Origin of the sequence: Rhizobium sp. BT-226 (assembly GCF_025847085.2) — a bacterium.
GTDB classification, from domain to species: domain Bacteria; phylum Pseudomonadota; class Alphaproteobacteria; order Rhizobiales; family Rhizobiaceae; genus Rhizobium; species Rhizobium sophorae.
Genome location: NZ_JAOYTI010000003.1, coordinates 371,603 through 387,360 on the forward strand (window position 1 = coordinate 371,603; position 15,758 = coordinate 387,360).

At 59.8% G+C, this 15,758-nt stretch carries 17 protein-coding genes; 14 read left to right on the forward strand and 3 right to left on the reverse strand.

Annotation, left to right across the window (positions count from 1 at the left end; translation table 11 throughout):
* The first annotated feature begins 5 nt into the window (after positions 1-5).
* From OIU37_RS21270 to virB11, 10 genes are read left to right on the forward strand one after another with little or no spacing between them, the layout of a single operon-like run.
* Positions 6-344 (forward strand): type IV secretion system protein VirB3, encoded by a 339-nt coding sequence (locus OIU37_RS21270; RefSeq protein ID WP_026158293.1) that lies wholly within the window; start codon positions 6-8, stop codon positions 342-344.
* Positions 337-2,703, forward strand: a complete 2,367-nt coding sequence (locus tag OIU37_RS21275) for a VirB4 family type IV secretion/conjugal transfer ATPase (RefSeq protein WP_264258612.1) — start codon at positions 337-339, stop codon at positions 2,701-2,703. Before OIU37_RS21270 ends, OIU37_RS21275 begins: the two co-directional genes overlap by 8 nt.
* Complete coding sequence (gene virB5 / locus OIU37_RS21280; protein ID WP_372353421.1) at positions 2,703-3,401, forward strand: P-type DNA transfer protein VirB5; 699 nt, start codon at positions 2,703-2,705, stop codon at positions 3,399-3,401. Before OIU37_RS21275 ends, virB5 begins: the two co-directional genes overlap by 1 nt.
* On the forward strand, positions 3,398-3,631 hold the full coding sequence (locus OIU37_RS21285) for an EexN family lipoprotein (protein WP_264258613.1): 234 nt from the start codon (positions 3,398-3,400) through the stop codon (positions 3,629-3,631). Before virB5 ends, OIU37_RS21285 begins: the two co-directional genes overlap by 4 nt.
* Before the next feature lie 3 nt (positions 3,632-3,634).
* Positions 3,635-4,555, forward strand: a complete 921-nt coding sequence (locus tag OIU37_RS21290; protein WP_264258614.1) for a type IV secretion system protein — start codon at positions 3,635-3,637, stop codon at positions 4,553-4,555.
* A gap of 52 nt (positions 4,556-4,607) precedes the next feature.
* Positions 4,608-4,892 (forward strand): hypothetical protein, encoded by a 285-nt coding sequence (locus tag OIU37_RS21295; RefSeq protein WP_264258615.1) that lies wholly within the window; start codon positions 4,608-4,610, stop codon positions 4,890-4,892.
* A gap of 1 nt (position 4,893) precedes the next feature.
* On the forward strand, positions 4,894-5,565 hold the full coding sequence (locus OIU37_RS21300; RefSeq protein ID WP_264258616.1) for a virB8 family protein: 672 nt from the start codon (positions 4,894-4,896) through the stop codon (positions 5,563-5,565).
* Positions 5,562-6,419, forward strand: coding sequence for a P-type conjugative transfer protein VirB9 (gene virB9 / locus OIU37_RS21305; RefSeq protein ID WP_264258617.1), 858 nt, complete (start codon positions 5,562-5,564; stop codon positions 6,417-6,419). Before OIU37_RS21300 ends, virB9 begins: the two co-directional genes overlap by 4 nt.
* Before the next feature lie 9 nt (positions 6,420-6,428).
* Positions 6,429-7,601: a type IV secretion system protein VirB10 gene (gene virB10, locus OIU37_RS21310; RefSeq protein WP_264258618.1), complete on the forward strand. Its 1,173-nt coding sequence runs from the start codon at positions 6,429-6,431 to the stop codon at positions 7,599-7,601.
* Positions 7,602-7,607: 6 nt separating this feature from the next.
* Complete coding sequence (gene virB11 / locus OIU37_RS21315; protein ID WP_264258619.1) at positions 7,608-8,648, forward strand: P-type DNA transfer ATPase VirB11; 1,041 nt, start codon at positions 7,608-7,610, stop codon at positions 8,646-8,648.
* Positions 8,649-8,701: 53 nt separating this feature from the next.
* Here the strand turns inward: virB11 and OIU37_RS21320 are convergent, their stop codons facing one another.
* Positions 8,702-10,447, reverse strand: a complete 1,746-nt coding sequence (locus OIU37_RS21320; protein ID WP_264258620.1) for an EAL domain-containing protein — start codon at positions 10,445-10,447, stop codon at positions 8,702-8,704.
* A gap of 818 nt (positions 10,448-11,265) precedes the next feature.
* Between OIU37_RS21320 and OIU37_RS21325 the strand changes: the two genes are divergently transcribed.
* From OIU37_RS21325 to OIU37_RS21340, 4 genes are all read left to right on the forward strand, one after another.
* A complete protein-coding gene (locus OIU37_RS21325; protein WP_264258621.1) occupies positions 11,266-11,457 on the forward strand; it encodes a CsbD family protein in 192 nt (63 codons plus the stop codon).
* Positions 11,458-11,519: 62 nt separating this feature from the next.
* Positions 11,520-11,858 (forward strand): hypothetical protein, encoded by a 339-nt coding sequence (locus tag OIU37_RS21330; RefSeq protein WP_168308881.1) that lies wholly within the window; start codon positions 11,520-11,522, stop codon positions 11,856-11,858.
* A 232-nt stretch (positions 11,859-12,090) separates the two neighbouring features.
* A complete protein-coding gene (locus OIU37_RS21335) occupies positions 12,091-12,495 on the forward strand; it encodes a host attachment protein (RefSeq protein WP_112908184.1) in 405 nt (134 codons plus the stop codon).
* A 78-nt stretch (positions 12,496-12,573) separates the two neighbouring features.
* Positions 12,574-13,839, forward strand: a complete 1,266-nt coding sequence (locus tag OIU37_RS21340) for a sodium:proton antiporter (protein ID WP_264258622.1) — start codon at positions 12,574-12,576, stop codon at positions 13,837-13,839.
* 62 nt (positions 13,840-13,901) lie between these two features.
* Here the strand turns inward: OIU37_RS21340 and OIU37_RS21345 are convergent, their stop codons facing one another.
* Positions 13,902-14,375, reverse strand: a complete 474-nt coding sequence (locus OIU37_RS21345) for a hypothetical protein (RefSeq protein WP_372353428.1) — start codon at positions 14,373-14,375, stop codon at positions 13,902-13,904.
* A 470-nt stretch (positions 14,376-14,845) separates the two neighbouring features.
* Entirely contained in the window at positions 14,846-15,709 is an 864-nt protein-coding gene (locus tag OIU37_RS21350) for a transglutaminase family protein (RefSeq protein ID WP_264258624.1), read from the reverse strand.
* Between the last annotated feature and the right edge of the window lie 49 nt (positions 15,710-15,758).

Sequence of the window (15,758 nt, forward strand, 5' to 3'; positions counted from 1 at the left end):
TGAACATGCCGACAGCTGCCGCCATCGAGGAAGACACCCTGTTCCTTGCCTGCACCCGCCCGGCGATGATTGCCGGCGTGACGATGGAGGCGATGGGCGTCAACGTCATGCTGACGACGATACTTTACATCACTGCGGGATCGATCGCCTACGCACTGGTCGGCGTCGTCTTTCATTTCATATTCCGGACACTCGTCAAGCACGACCACAACATGTTCCGGATCCTGATCTCGTGGATCGACACTCGCGGCCGGTCACGCAACACCGCCTATTGGGGCGGCGCCACGCTCTCGCCGCTGACGCTCATCCGGCACTATGATGAAAGGGATCTGAGCCTTGCCTAGCATCGCAACGCTTCGCTCACGCGAACTCGGCCCCGAAACCTTCATTCCGCACGTCCGCCATGTCGACGAGACAACGATCGCGCTGAAGTCCAGGGCGCTGATGGTGATGCTCGCACTCGATGGCGTATCCTTCGAAACCGCCGATGTCCTGGACCTGAACAGCCTGCACCGCGACCTCAATACGCTCTATCGCAACATCGCCGACGAGCGGTTGGCGCTGTGGACACATGTCATTCGCCGTCGCGACAACGCCTATCCGGACGGAGAGTTCGCCAATCCATTCTCACGGGCGCTGAACGCAAAGTACCGCGAACGCATGATCGATGAGGATCTGTTTCGAAACGATCTTTACCTCTCGCTGGTCTGGCATCCGGGCCGGGATCCCGCCGAAAAAGCCGCCAATCTTGTTTCGCGCCTGCGCAGGGCAGGCCGCGCCGGCGTCGAAGTCGACGAGGATGGCTTGAAGCACCTGAAGGACAAGGTATCCGACGTCACCGCGGGCCTGAAGCGCTTCGAGCCTCGAGTGCTCTCCCTTTACGAGCAGGACGACATCCTCTTTTCCGAGCCAAGCGAGGTGCTGCATCAGATCGTTGGCGGCCGACGGGAGCGCGTCCCGTTGACGGAGGGCAGTATATCTTCGGCGATCTATTCGGATCGGGTGATCGTCGGGCGGGAAACCATCGAGATCCGCCATGAGGCCGACAGCCGCTATGCCGGCATCTTCGGGTTCAAGGAGTATCCGGCGACGACCCGCGGCGGCATGCTCGACGGCATCCTGACGGCCCCCTTCGAGCTCATCCTGACGCAGTCTTTCGCCTTTGTCTCGAAAGCCGACGCGCGCACGATCATGGGGCGCAAACAGAACCAGATGGTGAGCGCCGGCGACAAGGCGGCCTCGCAGATCGAAGAGCTCGGCGAAGCCATGGACGATCTGGAGTCGAACCGCTTCGTACTTGGCGAGCACCATCTGGCGCTGTCGGTGCTTGCGCCTTCGGTGAAGGAGCTTAGCGACCACATGGCGAAAGCACGGGCATACCTCACCAATGGCGGTGCGGTGGTCGCCCGCGAGGATCTCGGGCTCGAGGCGGCCTGGTGGGGGCAGTTGCCGGGCAACTTCCGCTATCGGGCACGATCGGGCGCCATCACCTCGCGAAATTTTGCAGCTCTCTCTCCCTATCATTCCTACCCGACAGGCAGGAAGGACGGGAACGAATGGGGACCGGCCGTTGCGATGCTGAAGACTGCCTCCGGCTCGCCCTTCTATTTCAACTTCCATCATAGCGACCTTGGCAACACCTTCGTCTGCGGACCATCGGGCACCGGCAAGACGGTGCTCTTGAACTTCATGCTCTCCCAGCTCGAAAGACATGATCCCCACATGGTCTTCTTCGACAAGGATCGCGGCGCCGACCTGTTCGTCCGGGCCGCGGGCGGCACTTACCTGCCGCTTCGAAACGGTGTTACCACCGGCTGCGCGCCGCTAAAGGCACTCGAGCTCACGGCGGAAAACAAAGTGTTCCTCACAGGCTGGGTTGGCAGGCTGGTGGGAGCGGCGACGCGGGAACTGACCGTCACCGAGCTGCGCGACATCGCCTCGGCCGTCGACGGTCTGGCGGACCTTCCTGTCGAGCGCCGCTCCGTTGGCGCCTTGCGCACCTTCCTCAACAACACCGATCCCGAGGGCATCGCCGCCCGGCTGAGGCGGTGGGAAAGGGGAGGTCCGCTCGGCTGGGTGTTCGACAACGACACCGACGACATCGGCATCGGTGCGAAGTTCATCGGCTACGACATGACCGACTTCCTCGACAACGAGGAAATTCGCGCTCCGCTGATGGCCTACCTGTTCTTCCGCATCGAGCAGCTGATCGACGGGCGGCGCATCATCATCGTCATCGACGAGTTCTGGAAGGCCCTGCTGGACGAAGGCTTCCGCGATCTCGCCCAGAACAAGCTGAAGACGATCCGCAAACAGAACGGGCTGATGTTGTTTGCGACCCAAAGCCCGCGCGATGCGATCGTCTCGCCGATCGCCCATACGATCATCGAGCAGTGCCCGACGCAGATCTTCCTACCCAATCCGCGCGGCGACCACGCCGATTATGTCGACGGGTTCAAATTGACGGAGCGTGAGTTCGAGCTTCTCTCCCGCGAGCTTTCGATCGAGAGCCGACGCTTTATCGTCAAGCAGGGTCACAACAGTGTTGTCGCCGAACTGAACCTCAGGGGTTTCGATGACGAGCTCGACATCCTGTCTGGCCGCACCGCCAGCGTTGAACTCGCCGAGGCGATCCGGGCGGAGATCGGCGACAGGCTCGAAGACTGGTTACCGGTGTTTCAGCAAAGAAGGAGAACGGATTGATGCAAAGGGTCAGAAAAGGATTTTCTCTGGCGATGATGGCTGCACTGTTGCCGGTTGGAACGGCATTCGCACAGGGCATTCCGGTCATCGATGGGACGGCGATCGCCAAGCAGATCGAGAGCATCACGCAGCTGAAATCCCAGCTCGACACGCTCAATCAACAGCTTCAGCAGGCACAACAGCTTTACGCATCGCTGAACAAGGTCACCAACATGGCCGATGTCGCCGGTCTGCTGAACGACCCTTCGATCCGCAAGGCGTTGCCGCAGGACTTCAACGCCATCGAAGGTCTGTTCCAGGGATCGGGCACCGGGGCCATCGGCACCTCCGCCTCGAAATTCCTTGAGAATAATTCCACCTATCGCACCGATGCCAATGATTTCTATGCGCAGGAATTGGCGCGCGCCCAAAACCAGAATGCCGGCCAGATGAGCCTCGGCCAGCAGATCTACGATGCCGCAACCAAGCGCATCGACGGCATCGATCAGCTGCGCCAGCAGATCTCCAGTGCCGCGGATGCCAAGGATATCGCCGATCTTCAGGCACGCCTGCAGGCCGAAACCGCCTTCCTGCAAACCGACGTGCTGCGCATGCAGGCCTTGCAGATGGTCCAGCAGGCACAGGTTCAGGTCGACGACCAGCGCAAGGCCGAGGATTGGCGCAAGCGCCTGGATGCCATGGCAGAGGCGCTCAAATGATACATCTCCTTCTTGCCATCGTCACGCTGACCCTTTCCGGCTGCTTCGGTCAAGGAGACAAGATCCATACCGTCGACGAACTCATGGCTGATCAGGCCCTGCTCGCGAAGATCATAAGCGAATGCCGCAACAATCCCGGCGCCTTGCGTCAGACGCCGAATTGCCAAAACGCGGAGGCGGCGGACTGGAAGCTCCGGCTTGAACGCATGAAGACATCGCTTGGAGGCTGAGCCATGTACCAGGTCTTCAGCTTCGTCGACGGGCAGTTCAAGTCGCCGCTGGAAAATTTCATCTCGTCGGGCACCTCGAACATCGCCAGCTGGATCAGCGGGCCGCTGACTGCGGCGCTGACGCTCTATGTCGTGCTTTTTGGCTACCTTGTCCTGCGGGGCTCCGTCCAGGAGCCCATTCTTGAATTCGCGTTTCGGGCGATGAAGCTTGCCATCATCGTCATGCTGGTGCGCAACGCCAGCAACTATCAGACCTACGTCACCAACATTTTCTTCGAGACGCTGCCGCGCGAGATCTCGCAGGCGCTGAACTCGGGGACGGCACCCAGCGCTTCCACCTTCGACAGCCTCCTCGACAAGGGCCAGGAATGCGCGCGCGAAATCTGGGCGCGGGCGACCTGGCCCGCCGACATCGTCACCGGCATCGGCGGAATGATGGTCATCGGCGCGAGCTTCACCGTGGCGGCGATCGGCTATATCGTCTCGCTCTATGCCCGGCTGGCGCTCGCCATCGTGCTGGCGATCGGCCCGATCTTCGTCGCGCTGGCGATGTTCCAGTCCACCCGTCGTTTTACCGAATCCTGGATCGGTCAGCTCGCCAATTTCGTCATTCTGCAGGTCCTGGTCGTCGCGATCGGTTCATTGCTGATCAGCTGTATCGACACGACCTTCACGGCGGTCGAAAGCTATACCGACGTCATGATGCGTCCGGTCGCCCTTTGCGCCATCTGCCTTGCTGCCCTTTACGTCTTCTATCAACTGCCCGGCATTGCCTCCGCGCTGGCGGCGGGCGGGGCGTCTTTGACCTACGGCTATGGTGCGGCCCGAGATGCGCACGAAGGCACGCTCGCCTGGGCTGCCTCGCATGGTGCCAGAGCGATTGGCCGCGGCGCCCGTTCCGCCGGCCGTCGTCTCAGATCTTGAAGAACCGGATGACGACTTCTCCACGACAAACGTTTCAGAGGTTTGCGTTCAAATGATCCGCATCATCGTCACGCTTTTCATTGCCATGGAGCTCACTGGCTGCGCATCGAAGTCCCATCCTTTGCCCAGATGCGATGGTTATTCGCGCCGGCCGCTCAACCGCTCCATGTGGCAATGGGAGGACACCAAGCCCACGAAGCAGGACGAGTCCGACGCTCTTCCCACGCCGGCGACTGGCCACGCGTCTTCCTATGAAAAAGAGCCGCTGACGGAGGAGCCAGCCGCCTTCGCGCATTTCGATGCCGTCGGCTCCTATCGGCCATGCGAGGGGGGGTGAGATGGTGAGCACGGACAATCTGAAAAGCTATTTCGACAAGGCGCGCCGCTTCGATCAGGATCGGCTTATCCAGGTGGAGCGGTCGGCGCGCATCGCCTGGTCCGTCGCGATCGCCGCAAGCGTGCTCGCCGCCGCCTCGATCGTCGCCGTTGCCGGCCTCACGCCCTTGAAGACGGTCGAGCCTTTCGTGGTTCGGGTCGACAATTCGACCGGCATCGTCGACGTCGTCTCGGCGCTGACGTCGACTGCCGGCAGCTACGACGAGGCGGTGACCAAGTATTTCGCCGCCAAGTATGTGCGTGCACGGGAAGCCTATGTCTGGAGCGAGGCCGCGGAGAATTTTCACACCGTCGCCCTGCTCTCGACCCAGCCGGAGCAGACGCGCTTTGCGGCGATCTACCGAGGCGGCAATCCGGACTCTCCGCAGAATATCTATGGCCGCGGCGCGACGGCACGCGTCAACATCGTCTCGATCTCGCTGATCAACGCCAATGTCGCTTCAGTGCGCTATACCAGGACGGTCACGCGTGGCGACGACGTCCGGACCACCCACTGGGTGGCGACGCTCACCTTCTCCTATGTCAACGCGCCGATGTCTTCGACCGACCGGCTGACCAATCCGCTTGGTTTTGCCGTCAGCGACTATCGCGCAGATCCGGAGGCCATCAATTGAAGCAGAGTTTCCTCCTCACCCTGACGGTGACCGCAGGCCTCACCACGACCGCCTTGGCTCTCGATATCCCGCGTGGCGCATCACAGGATAGCCGCGTCCGTTTCATCGACTACCAGCCCTACAACATCACCAAGGTCGTCGGCACATTGCGATCCTCAGTGCAGATAGAGTTTGCCGCCGACGAGGAGATCGCCCATGTAGCGCTCGGCAACAGCGTTGCGTGGGAAGTGGCGCCGGCGGGCAATATCCTGTTTTTAAAACCCCGCGAAAACCAGCCGGTGACCAATATCTCGGTGGTGACGACCCGGCGGGATGGCTCGACACGCAGCTATCAGATGGAACTGACGGTGCGCGATGGCAGCGTCGAGGCCGGGCAGAACACTTATTTTTATGTGAAGTATCGCTATCCCGCCGACGAGGCGGAACGCCGGAGACTGGAAACCGCTGCCCGGGCGCAAGCAACTCAAGCCGACGAGGCTGACAAGGTTCTTGCTCTCCACGAGGCCTATGGGCCACGCAACTGGCGCTATTCGGCTCAAGGTTCCGCGGCACTTGAACCGCAGGCTGTCTACGACAACGGCAAGGTCACGACCTTTTCCTTTGCCGGCAACCAGGAAATGCCGGCGATCTACATGGAAAATTCCGACGGCAGCGAGAGCCTCGTGCCGAAGTCCGTCGACAACAACCTGGTGCTGGTTCACGCGATCAGCCGCAAGTTCATCCTGCGCAGGGGAGGCGACGTCCTTTGCGTCTTCAACGAGGCCTATGATCGTATCGGCATCAATCCCGACACGAACACGACCTCACCCTCTGTCGAGCGCGTCGTCAAGACGCGGGATGGCGCAGAAGAATAGGAGGACGTCATGGCCGAGGAAGACAGCATCCACATTCCTGGTGAGCGCGCCGAAACGACCACTGGTCGGGGCCTCGAGAACAACCCGACCCTGAAACGTGGTGCGGTGGCGCTGGCAATAGTCACCTTCGTCGGTTTTGCGCTCTGGTCGATGCGCGGCCAGGAGAAGACCGCCGACGGAACCCAGCCCGAGCGCGTCGTCATCCGGCAGACATCGGATTTCGAGCCGGCGAAGGAGCCGATCCAACCAGTCGCCGCGCCACCGGAAACGCTCCTGCCGACGCCAGGAATGCCCGAGCAGGCGGGCGAGGATGAGAAGCTTCTCGACGCTGCCCGCCGCGCACCGGTCATCGCCTATGGTGGAGAAAAGTCCCCCCAGCCTCATCCTCGAGACCAGGGTGCCAGCACCGATGCCGCTTCGAACTACGTTCCGCTTGGGAACGATCAGGGTGGTCTCGGTGGCCAGGCGGAAAACGAGGACCAGCGCTTCAATCGCATGCTGACACCGACGCAGCTGCAGGGCTCGCGCGCCGGCACGCTCGGCAATCGGGATTTCATTGTTGCCATGGGCACCTCGATTCCATGCGTCCTCGAGACAGCACTTTCATCCGACCAACCCGGATTCACGAGCTGTGTGATCAACCGCGACGTCCTGTCGGACAACGGCCGGGTCGTGTTGATGGAGAAGGGCACGCAGGTCGTCGGCGAATATCGTGGCGGCCTTCGCCGTGGCCAGAAACGCCTGTTTGTGCTCTGGAACCGGGCAAAGACGCCGAAAGGGGTAATCATTACGCTGGCGTCGCCGGCAACTGATGCGCTTGGGCGTGCCGGTGTCGACGGCTACGTCGATACCCATTGGTGGGAGCGTTTCGGCAGCGCGATCCTGTTATCGATCGTCGGCGACGCGACCTCCTACGCTAACAGCCAGCTGCAGGATAGCGATGTCGAGGCAGACAACACGACGAGCGCCGGCAAGCAGGCCGCGACCATCGCGGTCGAGCAGTCGATCAACCTTCCGCCGACCCTGTTGAAGCATCAGGGAGAGCTGGTCTCGATCTTCGTGGCGCGTGATCTCGATTTCTCGAGCGTCTATCGACTTCGCGTGAGCGAACCGCGCAATCGTATTTATGATCGGGCGGTACTTGGCGATTTCGGTCCAGCCTCGAACCTGGTCACGAAATAGCCCGCCATGACAGAGGGAGCCGATTCAGGTGTCGTGCGCGAGTTGCTGGCACCGCTGTCGCCCTTCCTGCGCGACAAGTCGCTTTACGAGGTCATCATCAACTGGCCGACCCAGGTGGTCACCGAGGGTACGGCTGGGTGGCAAATCCATGATCTGCCAGAGCTGTCATTCGACAAGCTGATGCGTCTCGCGCGGGCTGTCGCCAGCTATTCCAACCAGTCGATCGACGAAACCCGGCCCATCCTCTCGGCGACGCTGCCGGGCGACGAGCGCATTCAGATCGTCATCCCGCCGGCGACGACAAAGGGAACGGTCAGCATCACCATCAGGAAGCCGTCGTCGGTGTCGCTGAGTTTAAACGATCTTGATCAAGGTGGCTTGTTCGCCGACGTGGCAAGGGAAGAAGCGGACGTCTCTCCGATCGACCGTAGGCTTCTGGACCTCCATCGAACCGGGTCATACCAGGCATTTCTTCGAGAAGCGGTTTATGCGCGTAAGAACATCATTATCTCCGGGGCAACAGGTTCCGGCAAGACGACGCTTTCGAAAGCTTTGATCCGCCACATTCCCTCCAGCGAGCGTATCATCTCTATCGAAGACACGCCCGAACTCGTCATCCCGCAACCGAACCATGTCCGCCTCTTCTATTCCAAGGGGGGCCAAGGGCTGGCAAAGGTCGGGGCGAAGGATCTGCTCGAATCCTGCCTGCGCATGCGACCGGATCGCATTCTTCTGCAGGAGCTGCGCGACGGCACCGCGTTCTACTACATTCGCAACGTGAACTCAGGCCATCCTGGCTCGATCACGACCGTGCACGCCGACTCGGCCAGGCTCGCATTCGAACAGCTGACACTGCTGGTGAAGGAGTCCGAAGGCGGGCGGGACCTGGAGCGACACGACATAGGTGAGATGTTGAAGATCGCGATCGACGTCATCGTCCAATGCAAACGCATCGATGGTCGGTTTCGGGTGACTGAAATCTACTATCGAGCCGCTGCGGGAACCAAGACCGTCGATGCTGCTCGCAGCGATCGTCAAAGCTGCTGACGCCGTGGTTCCCACACGCCAGGACTGACGAGGTGCCTACTTTAGGGCGTGGCCTAGTCCGAATGAACGCCGGTGCCTTGCCGACCCACCGGCGCCGCGGATGCTGCCTTCTGCTCGATGAGACTCAAGACCGCGCTGAACGGCATAGGTCGCCCGTAGAGGTAGCCTTGACCACATGGGCAACCCAAGGCCACCAGAGCCTCCTCCTGTTCGCGGGTTTCAATGCCTTCCGCGACCGTCTCCAGTCCCATGTCCCGGCTCAGGCCAATCAGTGCCCGTGTGATCGCAGCATCGTTCGGTCTGCTGCGGATCTGCTGGATGAATCCGCGATCGATCTTCAGCGTCGTCAGCGGATAGCGCTGCAACGAACTGAGGGAAGCATATCCCGTTCCAAAGTCGTCGAAGGCGATGCCAACGCCAAGTTCCCGCAGGGCCGTCATCGCCTCCAGCGAACGGTCGTCGTCCGCAAGTGCAATCGTTTCGGTGACTTCGAGCTCCAGTCCCTCTGGTGCAAGGGAATGCCTTTGAAGTGCACTGGCCACTTTTTGGATGAGATTGGGTGCGCGCAGCTGCCCCGGGAAGAGATTGACGCCGATCCTGATTTTGTAGCCTGACGCCTGCAGTTCGCTGGCGCGCTTTGCGGCTTCGTCAAGCGTCCACCAGCCAATATCCAAAGCCAGCGCGCTCTGATCGAGAGCAGGAAGAAAGGCTGCGGGCGTCAGCAGGCCCCGAATGGGATGATGCCAGCGGATCAAGGCTTCGAGCCCGATGATCTTTCCGTCGGAGAGCTTTACCTGGGGCTGATAGAAGAGCTCCAGTTCACCTTGACGCATCGCGGCAAGCAGTTCGTCCCGCAGTTCGCGACGCGCCGACGTCTCGCTCCGCATGGTGGCGTCATACATCCGGATCGATTGTCCGCCTGCGGCTTTCGCTCGATACAGCGCGTAGTCGGCACTGGCAATCAGCTCTTCGGCTTCCACCCCGTGGGTCGGTGAAAGAGCAAAGCCAATGCTAGTGCCGAGTTCCAGAACATGTCCGCCCAGTTCAAACGGCTTTGCAAATGCCTGGAGGATTGCATCGGCTTGTGCATAAACGGCGCGGGGGTCGCTTATACCCTGCAACAGCACCGCAAATTCGTCGCCGCCGATGCGGGCTATATTGGCATCGGGGCGCAGCATGTTTGGGAGCCTGACACCGATGGCCTGCAAAAGACAATCGCCGACGAGATGTCCGTGCGTGTCGTTGACTTCCTTGAAGCCATCCAGGTCCAAGAGAATGATGGCGGCAGCGTGTCCTGCAGCGAGCGTATCGGCAAGCAGCGCGGAAAAGCGATGACGATTGAGCAGTCCAGTCAGGGTATCCTGGCTCGCCAGTCGCAACAGGCGCCCCTCCCGCTCCCGTCGCTCCGAAATATCGGTGATGACGGCACCCGCACAGAACCCGCGTTTGCCGCGCCAGGTTGATAGGGTGATCTCGATCGGAAACTCCGTGCCATCCTTCTTGACCGCCGACACCTCGACTGGCCTGCCGCCGAGATTTGGCTTTTGCCCCGCAGACACCTTTTGCAGCCCTGCCATATGCGCGCCCCGCATCCGCTCGGGGATGATGATGGTGATAGGCTTTCCGATCATCTCTCCCTTGCTGTAACCGAACAGCGCGCACGCGGACGGATTGACGAACTCGATATCCCCGTGGCTGTCGATCGAGATCAGCGACAATTTCGTCGCCTCGGCAAATTTCGCCACCGTGAACGGTATGCGCCGCTTCGACCTGCTCAATGAAGATGACCTAGTTGCCATGAGTGCCTCGTGCATCGTACCGGGCCTGGTTTCCAAATCGTCACCGTTGGAACTCCGCTCAGCCAAGCACAATCAAGATGGATTGTATGCGTGAACATTGATTTAAGTTGCGCGCATGCCGCTCGCAGAAAGTGTAGAAAGCGCGACCCGAGAGTGGCACGTAGTACCTCGCTCGAGATTGTTCCGCTCGATGAATATTGGCCGATGTAAAACGCCATCAGCGCGTTGTCCTCAGAGTCAGCCAGGGCCGCGACGACCATGTTACCTGCAAAACCGAGACATCGCCGCGATTTACATCGAGGCGATGTCGATGACGTTCACCCGTCCACTTTGGCTTCGTCCCTCGCAATGGTTTCGTGAAACCTATCTCAGGCCCCTCTCATTGCTACCCAACCTTGTGGTCCGTCGGGGGATCTGGGTAGCTCTAGCCGATAGAAAGCACCCTCTGCGGAAAGGTCTGTTTTGAAACAGGCGCGATGTCGAGCTGGCTGTGGCACGAACTCAAGCGGATCGATCTCCCTGTCGCCAGCGATGACCTTTCCTCACCACCGCTGAACGTCGTCTGCGTCGATGCCCGGCATGCTAAAGCCGCATTGTCGGTGCGGATGAACAAGAGCGATGAAAATGATGCTCGCGGTCTCCCGTGTCCTGCCTGGAGCGATCCCAGTCAAGCTGATCGCTGGGGGTATCAGGTGATGTCTCGCCTGCTGACTTCCCCTTGCACGGCTTCAAATGAGCAATCGTTGCGGAGGGGCGTTCACGCGTGGAACGGATAGCGTTTTCATGACTTTCGTTTCAGCCAAACGAAGGAGATGATGATGGGAAGCACTGCACACAAGATCAAGGGAACCACGAACGAAGTCGCGGGCAAGGCGCGGCAGGCCGTGGGCAAAGCCGCTGATAATCACGAGGAACAGGCAAAGGGTGCCCTTCAGGAAGCCAAGGGCAAGGCCCAGGTTGCCAAGGGCGATGTCAAGGATGCGGTGAAAAAGGTTGTCAATAAGGCATAGCCACTTCGCGCACTCAGTTAAGCGCGCGCTGGTCGCGGGCTTTTTCACGAAAGAAGACAATCATGAAATGTGTAGCACTCGCCGTTTCGGCCGTCCTGGTCGGTCTTCTTACAGAAAACGCATCTGCCCAGGCAGTTGAGGATCCGGCAGTCAACGCCTGCAAGAACACAGGCCTTCTCGCCCTTCGGGAGCGTTCGCCGGAGATCACCGATCTTGTCATGGACATGGAAAGCCTCGCCATCAGCAAGTCCGATACTAAAGTCGAGGATGTGGCCGTGAAGACCGTCATTCTTGGAGAGGCCTACATCGCCCGGAAGGAAAAGACCGGAAAGCCGGACAGGTTCGTATGCTTGCTCGGCGACAAGGGCAAGGTCCTGCTGACGTTCTTCACCGCCCAGTAGCGCGTCAGCGAGCCACCAATATGGCGGGAAGCTAGGACGATCGGAAAGGGTGCGTGTCCTCGTTTTGCGGCATATGGTGCGGGCGGTGTGGCGACGTGCTTGACCGGGAGAACCAATTCACGTCGAAAAGCCACAATCGCCGTCTCTAGTACTTCTTCGCGGAAAACGCGACGTTCTCGTCGTTCGCGAAATTCCTCGTGAAGCGGCTCGAGCCAACTTCATGGGAAATCCAATGATACTTCCGCAAGGTACAGTCGTCGCCGTGACCGACGGTGAGAAACTAGACCTCTATCGCAACACCGGGACTGGCTCCGAACTCAGTCTAACCGCGCTGCCTGACATTTCCATAGACGACGAAGCCAAAGGCTCGGGCGGTCGCCACGGAAGCACTTCGGCGAACCCGGATGAAAGCCAGATGGCGGAAGACGGATTTTCCGCTGGTGTCGCCCAATACCTCAACAAGCAGGTGTTGGAGGGCGGGATTGTCAATCTCGTGGTCATTTCGGCGCCGCGTTCACTGGGCGAACTGCGAAAGCATTATCACAAGTTCCTTTCCGCCAAACTGCTTCTGGAAATCCCCAAGGATCTGACGGGCCACTCTGCCCAGGATGTCGAAAAAGCTGTGCAGTCAGCTTGAAACCGTTTGTCCTCGGCACATTCGCGATACGATCCCGGGACCTCAGCAAGAATTGAATCATCGGCAAGGGCAGAGTGAATGGATTTGTATATCGTCACTCTGACCATCCTCGGTGTTGTCGTCCTTCTTACGGCCTGGTTGCCCCTGATAATGAGAAGGCTCCCATTGTCGCTTCCAATCGCATGCCTGGCCATTGGTGCACTGCTTGCATGGTCGCCGTTCCCACTTCTCCCGCGCTTCAATCCACTGGAAAACCGTGAATTTACTGAGCGGATGAACGAGATTGTCGTCATCGTCGCTTTGATGGGTGCGGGGTTGAAACTCGACCGTCCGATCGGATGGAAACGGTGGATGACGACGTGGCGGCTTCTCGGCGTAGCCATGCCGCTGACGATCGGCACTCTGGCATTCCTCGGGTCATGGATACTGGGTCTCGGAGTGGCGTCTGCTCTTTTGCTCGGGGCTTGCCTTGCCCCGACCGATCCGGTGCTCGCCAGTGACGTGCAGGTCGGGCCACCGCAAACGGGTGAGGAGGACGAGGTTCGCTTTGCTTTGACATCCGAAGCCGGCCTGAACGACGGCCTGAGTTTCCCGTTCGTCCACCTTGCCATCGCCCTGGCGCTTGCCGCGAAAGAGGGGACGGTTCTTTTGCAGCATTGGGCATTTCTGGATGTGTTCTGGAGACTGGCTGCGGGCGGCGTCGTGGGATGGGCGCTGGGAAAGGCCTTCGGTTTTTTATCGTTCAGGATGAGAGGAAGCAGCCTCGCGAAGACGCAGGATGGCTTCGTTGCACTGGGGATGACCTTCACCACGTACGGGCTGACGCAACTGGTTGGTGGCTACGGCTTTGTCGCCGTCTTCCTTGCGGCCGTCGCATTCAGGGCGAGTGAACGGGACCATGATTTTCATGAGCAACTGCATGATTTCGCCGAGCAAATAGAACGATTGCTAATGATGGTTCTACTGGTCTGCCTCGGTTCGATCGCGGCAAGCGGTCAGCTACTCGGGGGAATTGATTGGCGGGTCGCGGTCGTCGCCTTCCTGGCGATCGTATGTGTCCGTCCGATCATCGGCTGGCTGAGTCTGATCGGCTCCGGACATCCGCCAGGCGAAAGCCTGATCATCGCTGTGTTTGGCATCAGGGGCCTGGGATCGATCTACTACCTGGCATACGCAACGGGCCAAGCCGAGTTCGAGCGTGTCGAGACCGTCTGGGCAACGGTCCTCCTTATCGTTCTCACGTCAATCGTTGTCCACGGTGTCGCAGTCACCCCGGCGATGAGATGGATCGACGGCCGAAGGTCCCGCGCCCGCCGAAAGCACACGGCGCACGCTGTCGATTAAACGGTCAGCGAAGAGCGGAAACCGCAGAGCGGTGAACGCTCCACAACCGGCACGCGCCACGGTCAGTTCCGACGCAGGTCAATTCGGCTTGTGACCACCGATCTGCCTGTTGTGGGATCGGTATCGATGGTCGTCAGCCGCATTCCCGACGCTCCGACTTTTTCGATCGTCATCTGGGCGCGTCGATCGCCGTTTACGTTTCTTGCCCAGTTTATACCGAGGTTGATAGCGTCACCCTCGCGCTTGCCCCCAAGGCGGGCAGTGCCAGTGCCGGCGCCGACATAGGATCCAGTATAGGAATCACCTGTCGCCTTGAGATCGGCGCTAATGACTCGGGAAAAAACGACGAGGCTAGTGCAACGCCCATCAAGTGCAAGCGAACTTGCAGTCGTGTTCGACCTGAAGCTGCAGGTGACATTGATCGTGGGTGCATTGATGCGCACCTTTACTGTACCTTTACCGCTCCAACTGCCGGCAAGGGGCTGCAGGAAGGCGGACTCATCAGCATGAACGATGCCCACACTGACGCATACCATCGAGGCGATCGCGATGGATCTTGTAATGGCCTTGTTCATATTCATAACTTTCAGATCACTGAACCCAAAGTAGCGGTATTCGGCAGATCGAGGAGGAGGGGCGGTGATACAACCTTCCGGCGATAATTTGGTTCCGATTCCGATAAAATAAGGAACACTTAGTAAGGGATCGTGTTTAACGTTCGCCTCCTTGGCGAGCCGCCGGCCTGATGGTCCTCGCTTGGATCGACGGCAGGCAACATCATCTGATGGCCACCTTGTTGAGCTGTTTTTCTCCCATGGAAATGAACCGATGATCCTCGCGTTGCAGCGCCGAGATGATCGCCACCGGCGAACTGCTGGCGGCCTCTATCGATCGGCTTTACCTCGAGGTCGAGCCCGCCGTTCCGATGGTGATGGAAGACAATCTCGTTGAGGTCGTGCACCGGAATGGCTAGACGACTCAAATCCTACTGGGGCCTTTGCGAAGCTCACGCGGATACCTCGACCTCCACGTCCATCGATATGAATGCATCGGACGCACCGACGAAGCTGCCGGCGACGGGAACGGATTGCGCGATATCGCGGGTGACGGCGACAGGGATGAGATTGGCCCCGCCCATGCTGCGGTTGGTCGGATCGAACGTGATCCATCCGGCGCCAGGAACGAATACCTCGACCCAGGCATGGGTCGAGCCCTGATCCTGCGAACCGAGCAATATTTGATCGGGATTGAACAGGTATCCCGACACGATACGCGCTCCAAAACCCACTGATCGAACGGCTTCGGCAAACAGCACTGCAAAGTCGCGGCACGATCCCCGACCACGATCCAACGTCTGGGTTGGCGTCTGTGTGCCTTCCGCCTCACGGCTTTGATAGGAGATCGATGAAGACACCCCAGCGCTTACGTCCTTCAGAAGCGAGAGCGTGTCTGTCGAATTGCTTGCGACAAATCCTTGTGCCCACCGCTGAAGTTGCTGGGACGGGTCGGCATACTGCCGAGCCGTCAGCGCGCCGAGATCCGTCCATTCCTCGTCCGAATAGCGGAATGGAAAGGTGAGCGCGGAGGCAGCAATAGCAAAGACCGGCCATGCTGCGGCGGTAAGGTCGACCAGCGCGACGCTGTCGACGGTCAGGACATTGGTCATGTCGCTGAAAACCGCGGTGGCAACCGCGTTGCCGAATACATCGATCGCCCAACTGACCTCGGCCTGTGGTGTTATCGAGACCTCATGCGACAGCAGCCGGAGATCGGGGCTCTCGCGGGGCCTCAACATCAGCCGGTGAGGCCTGAGATTGACCGCATATCGGTAGTGATAAATCGTGCGATGGTGGATACGGATTTTCGACATGAGTGCTCTCGAGTCAGGGCATCGGCATTAGCCGAGCCACCACATCTAT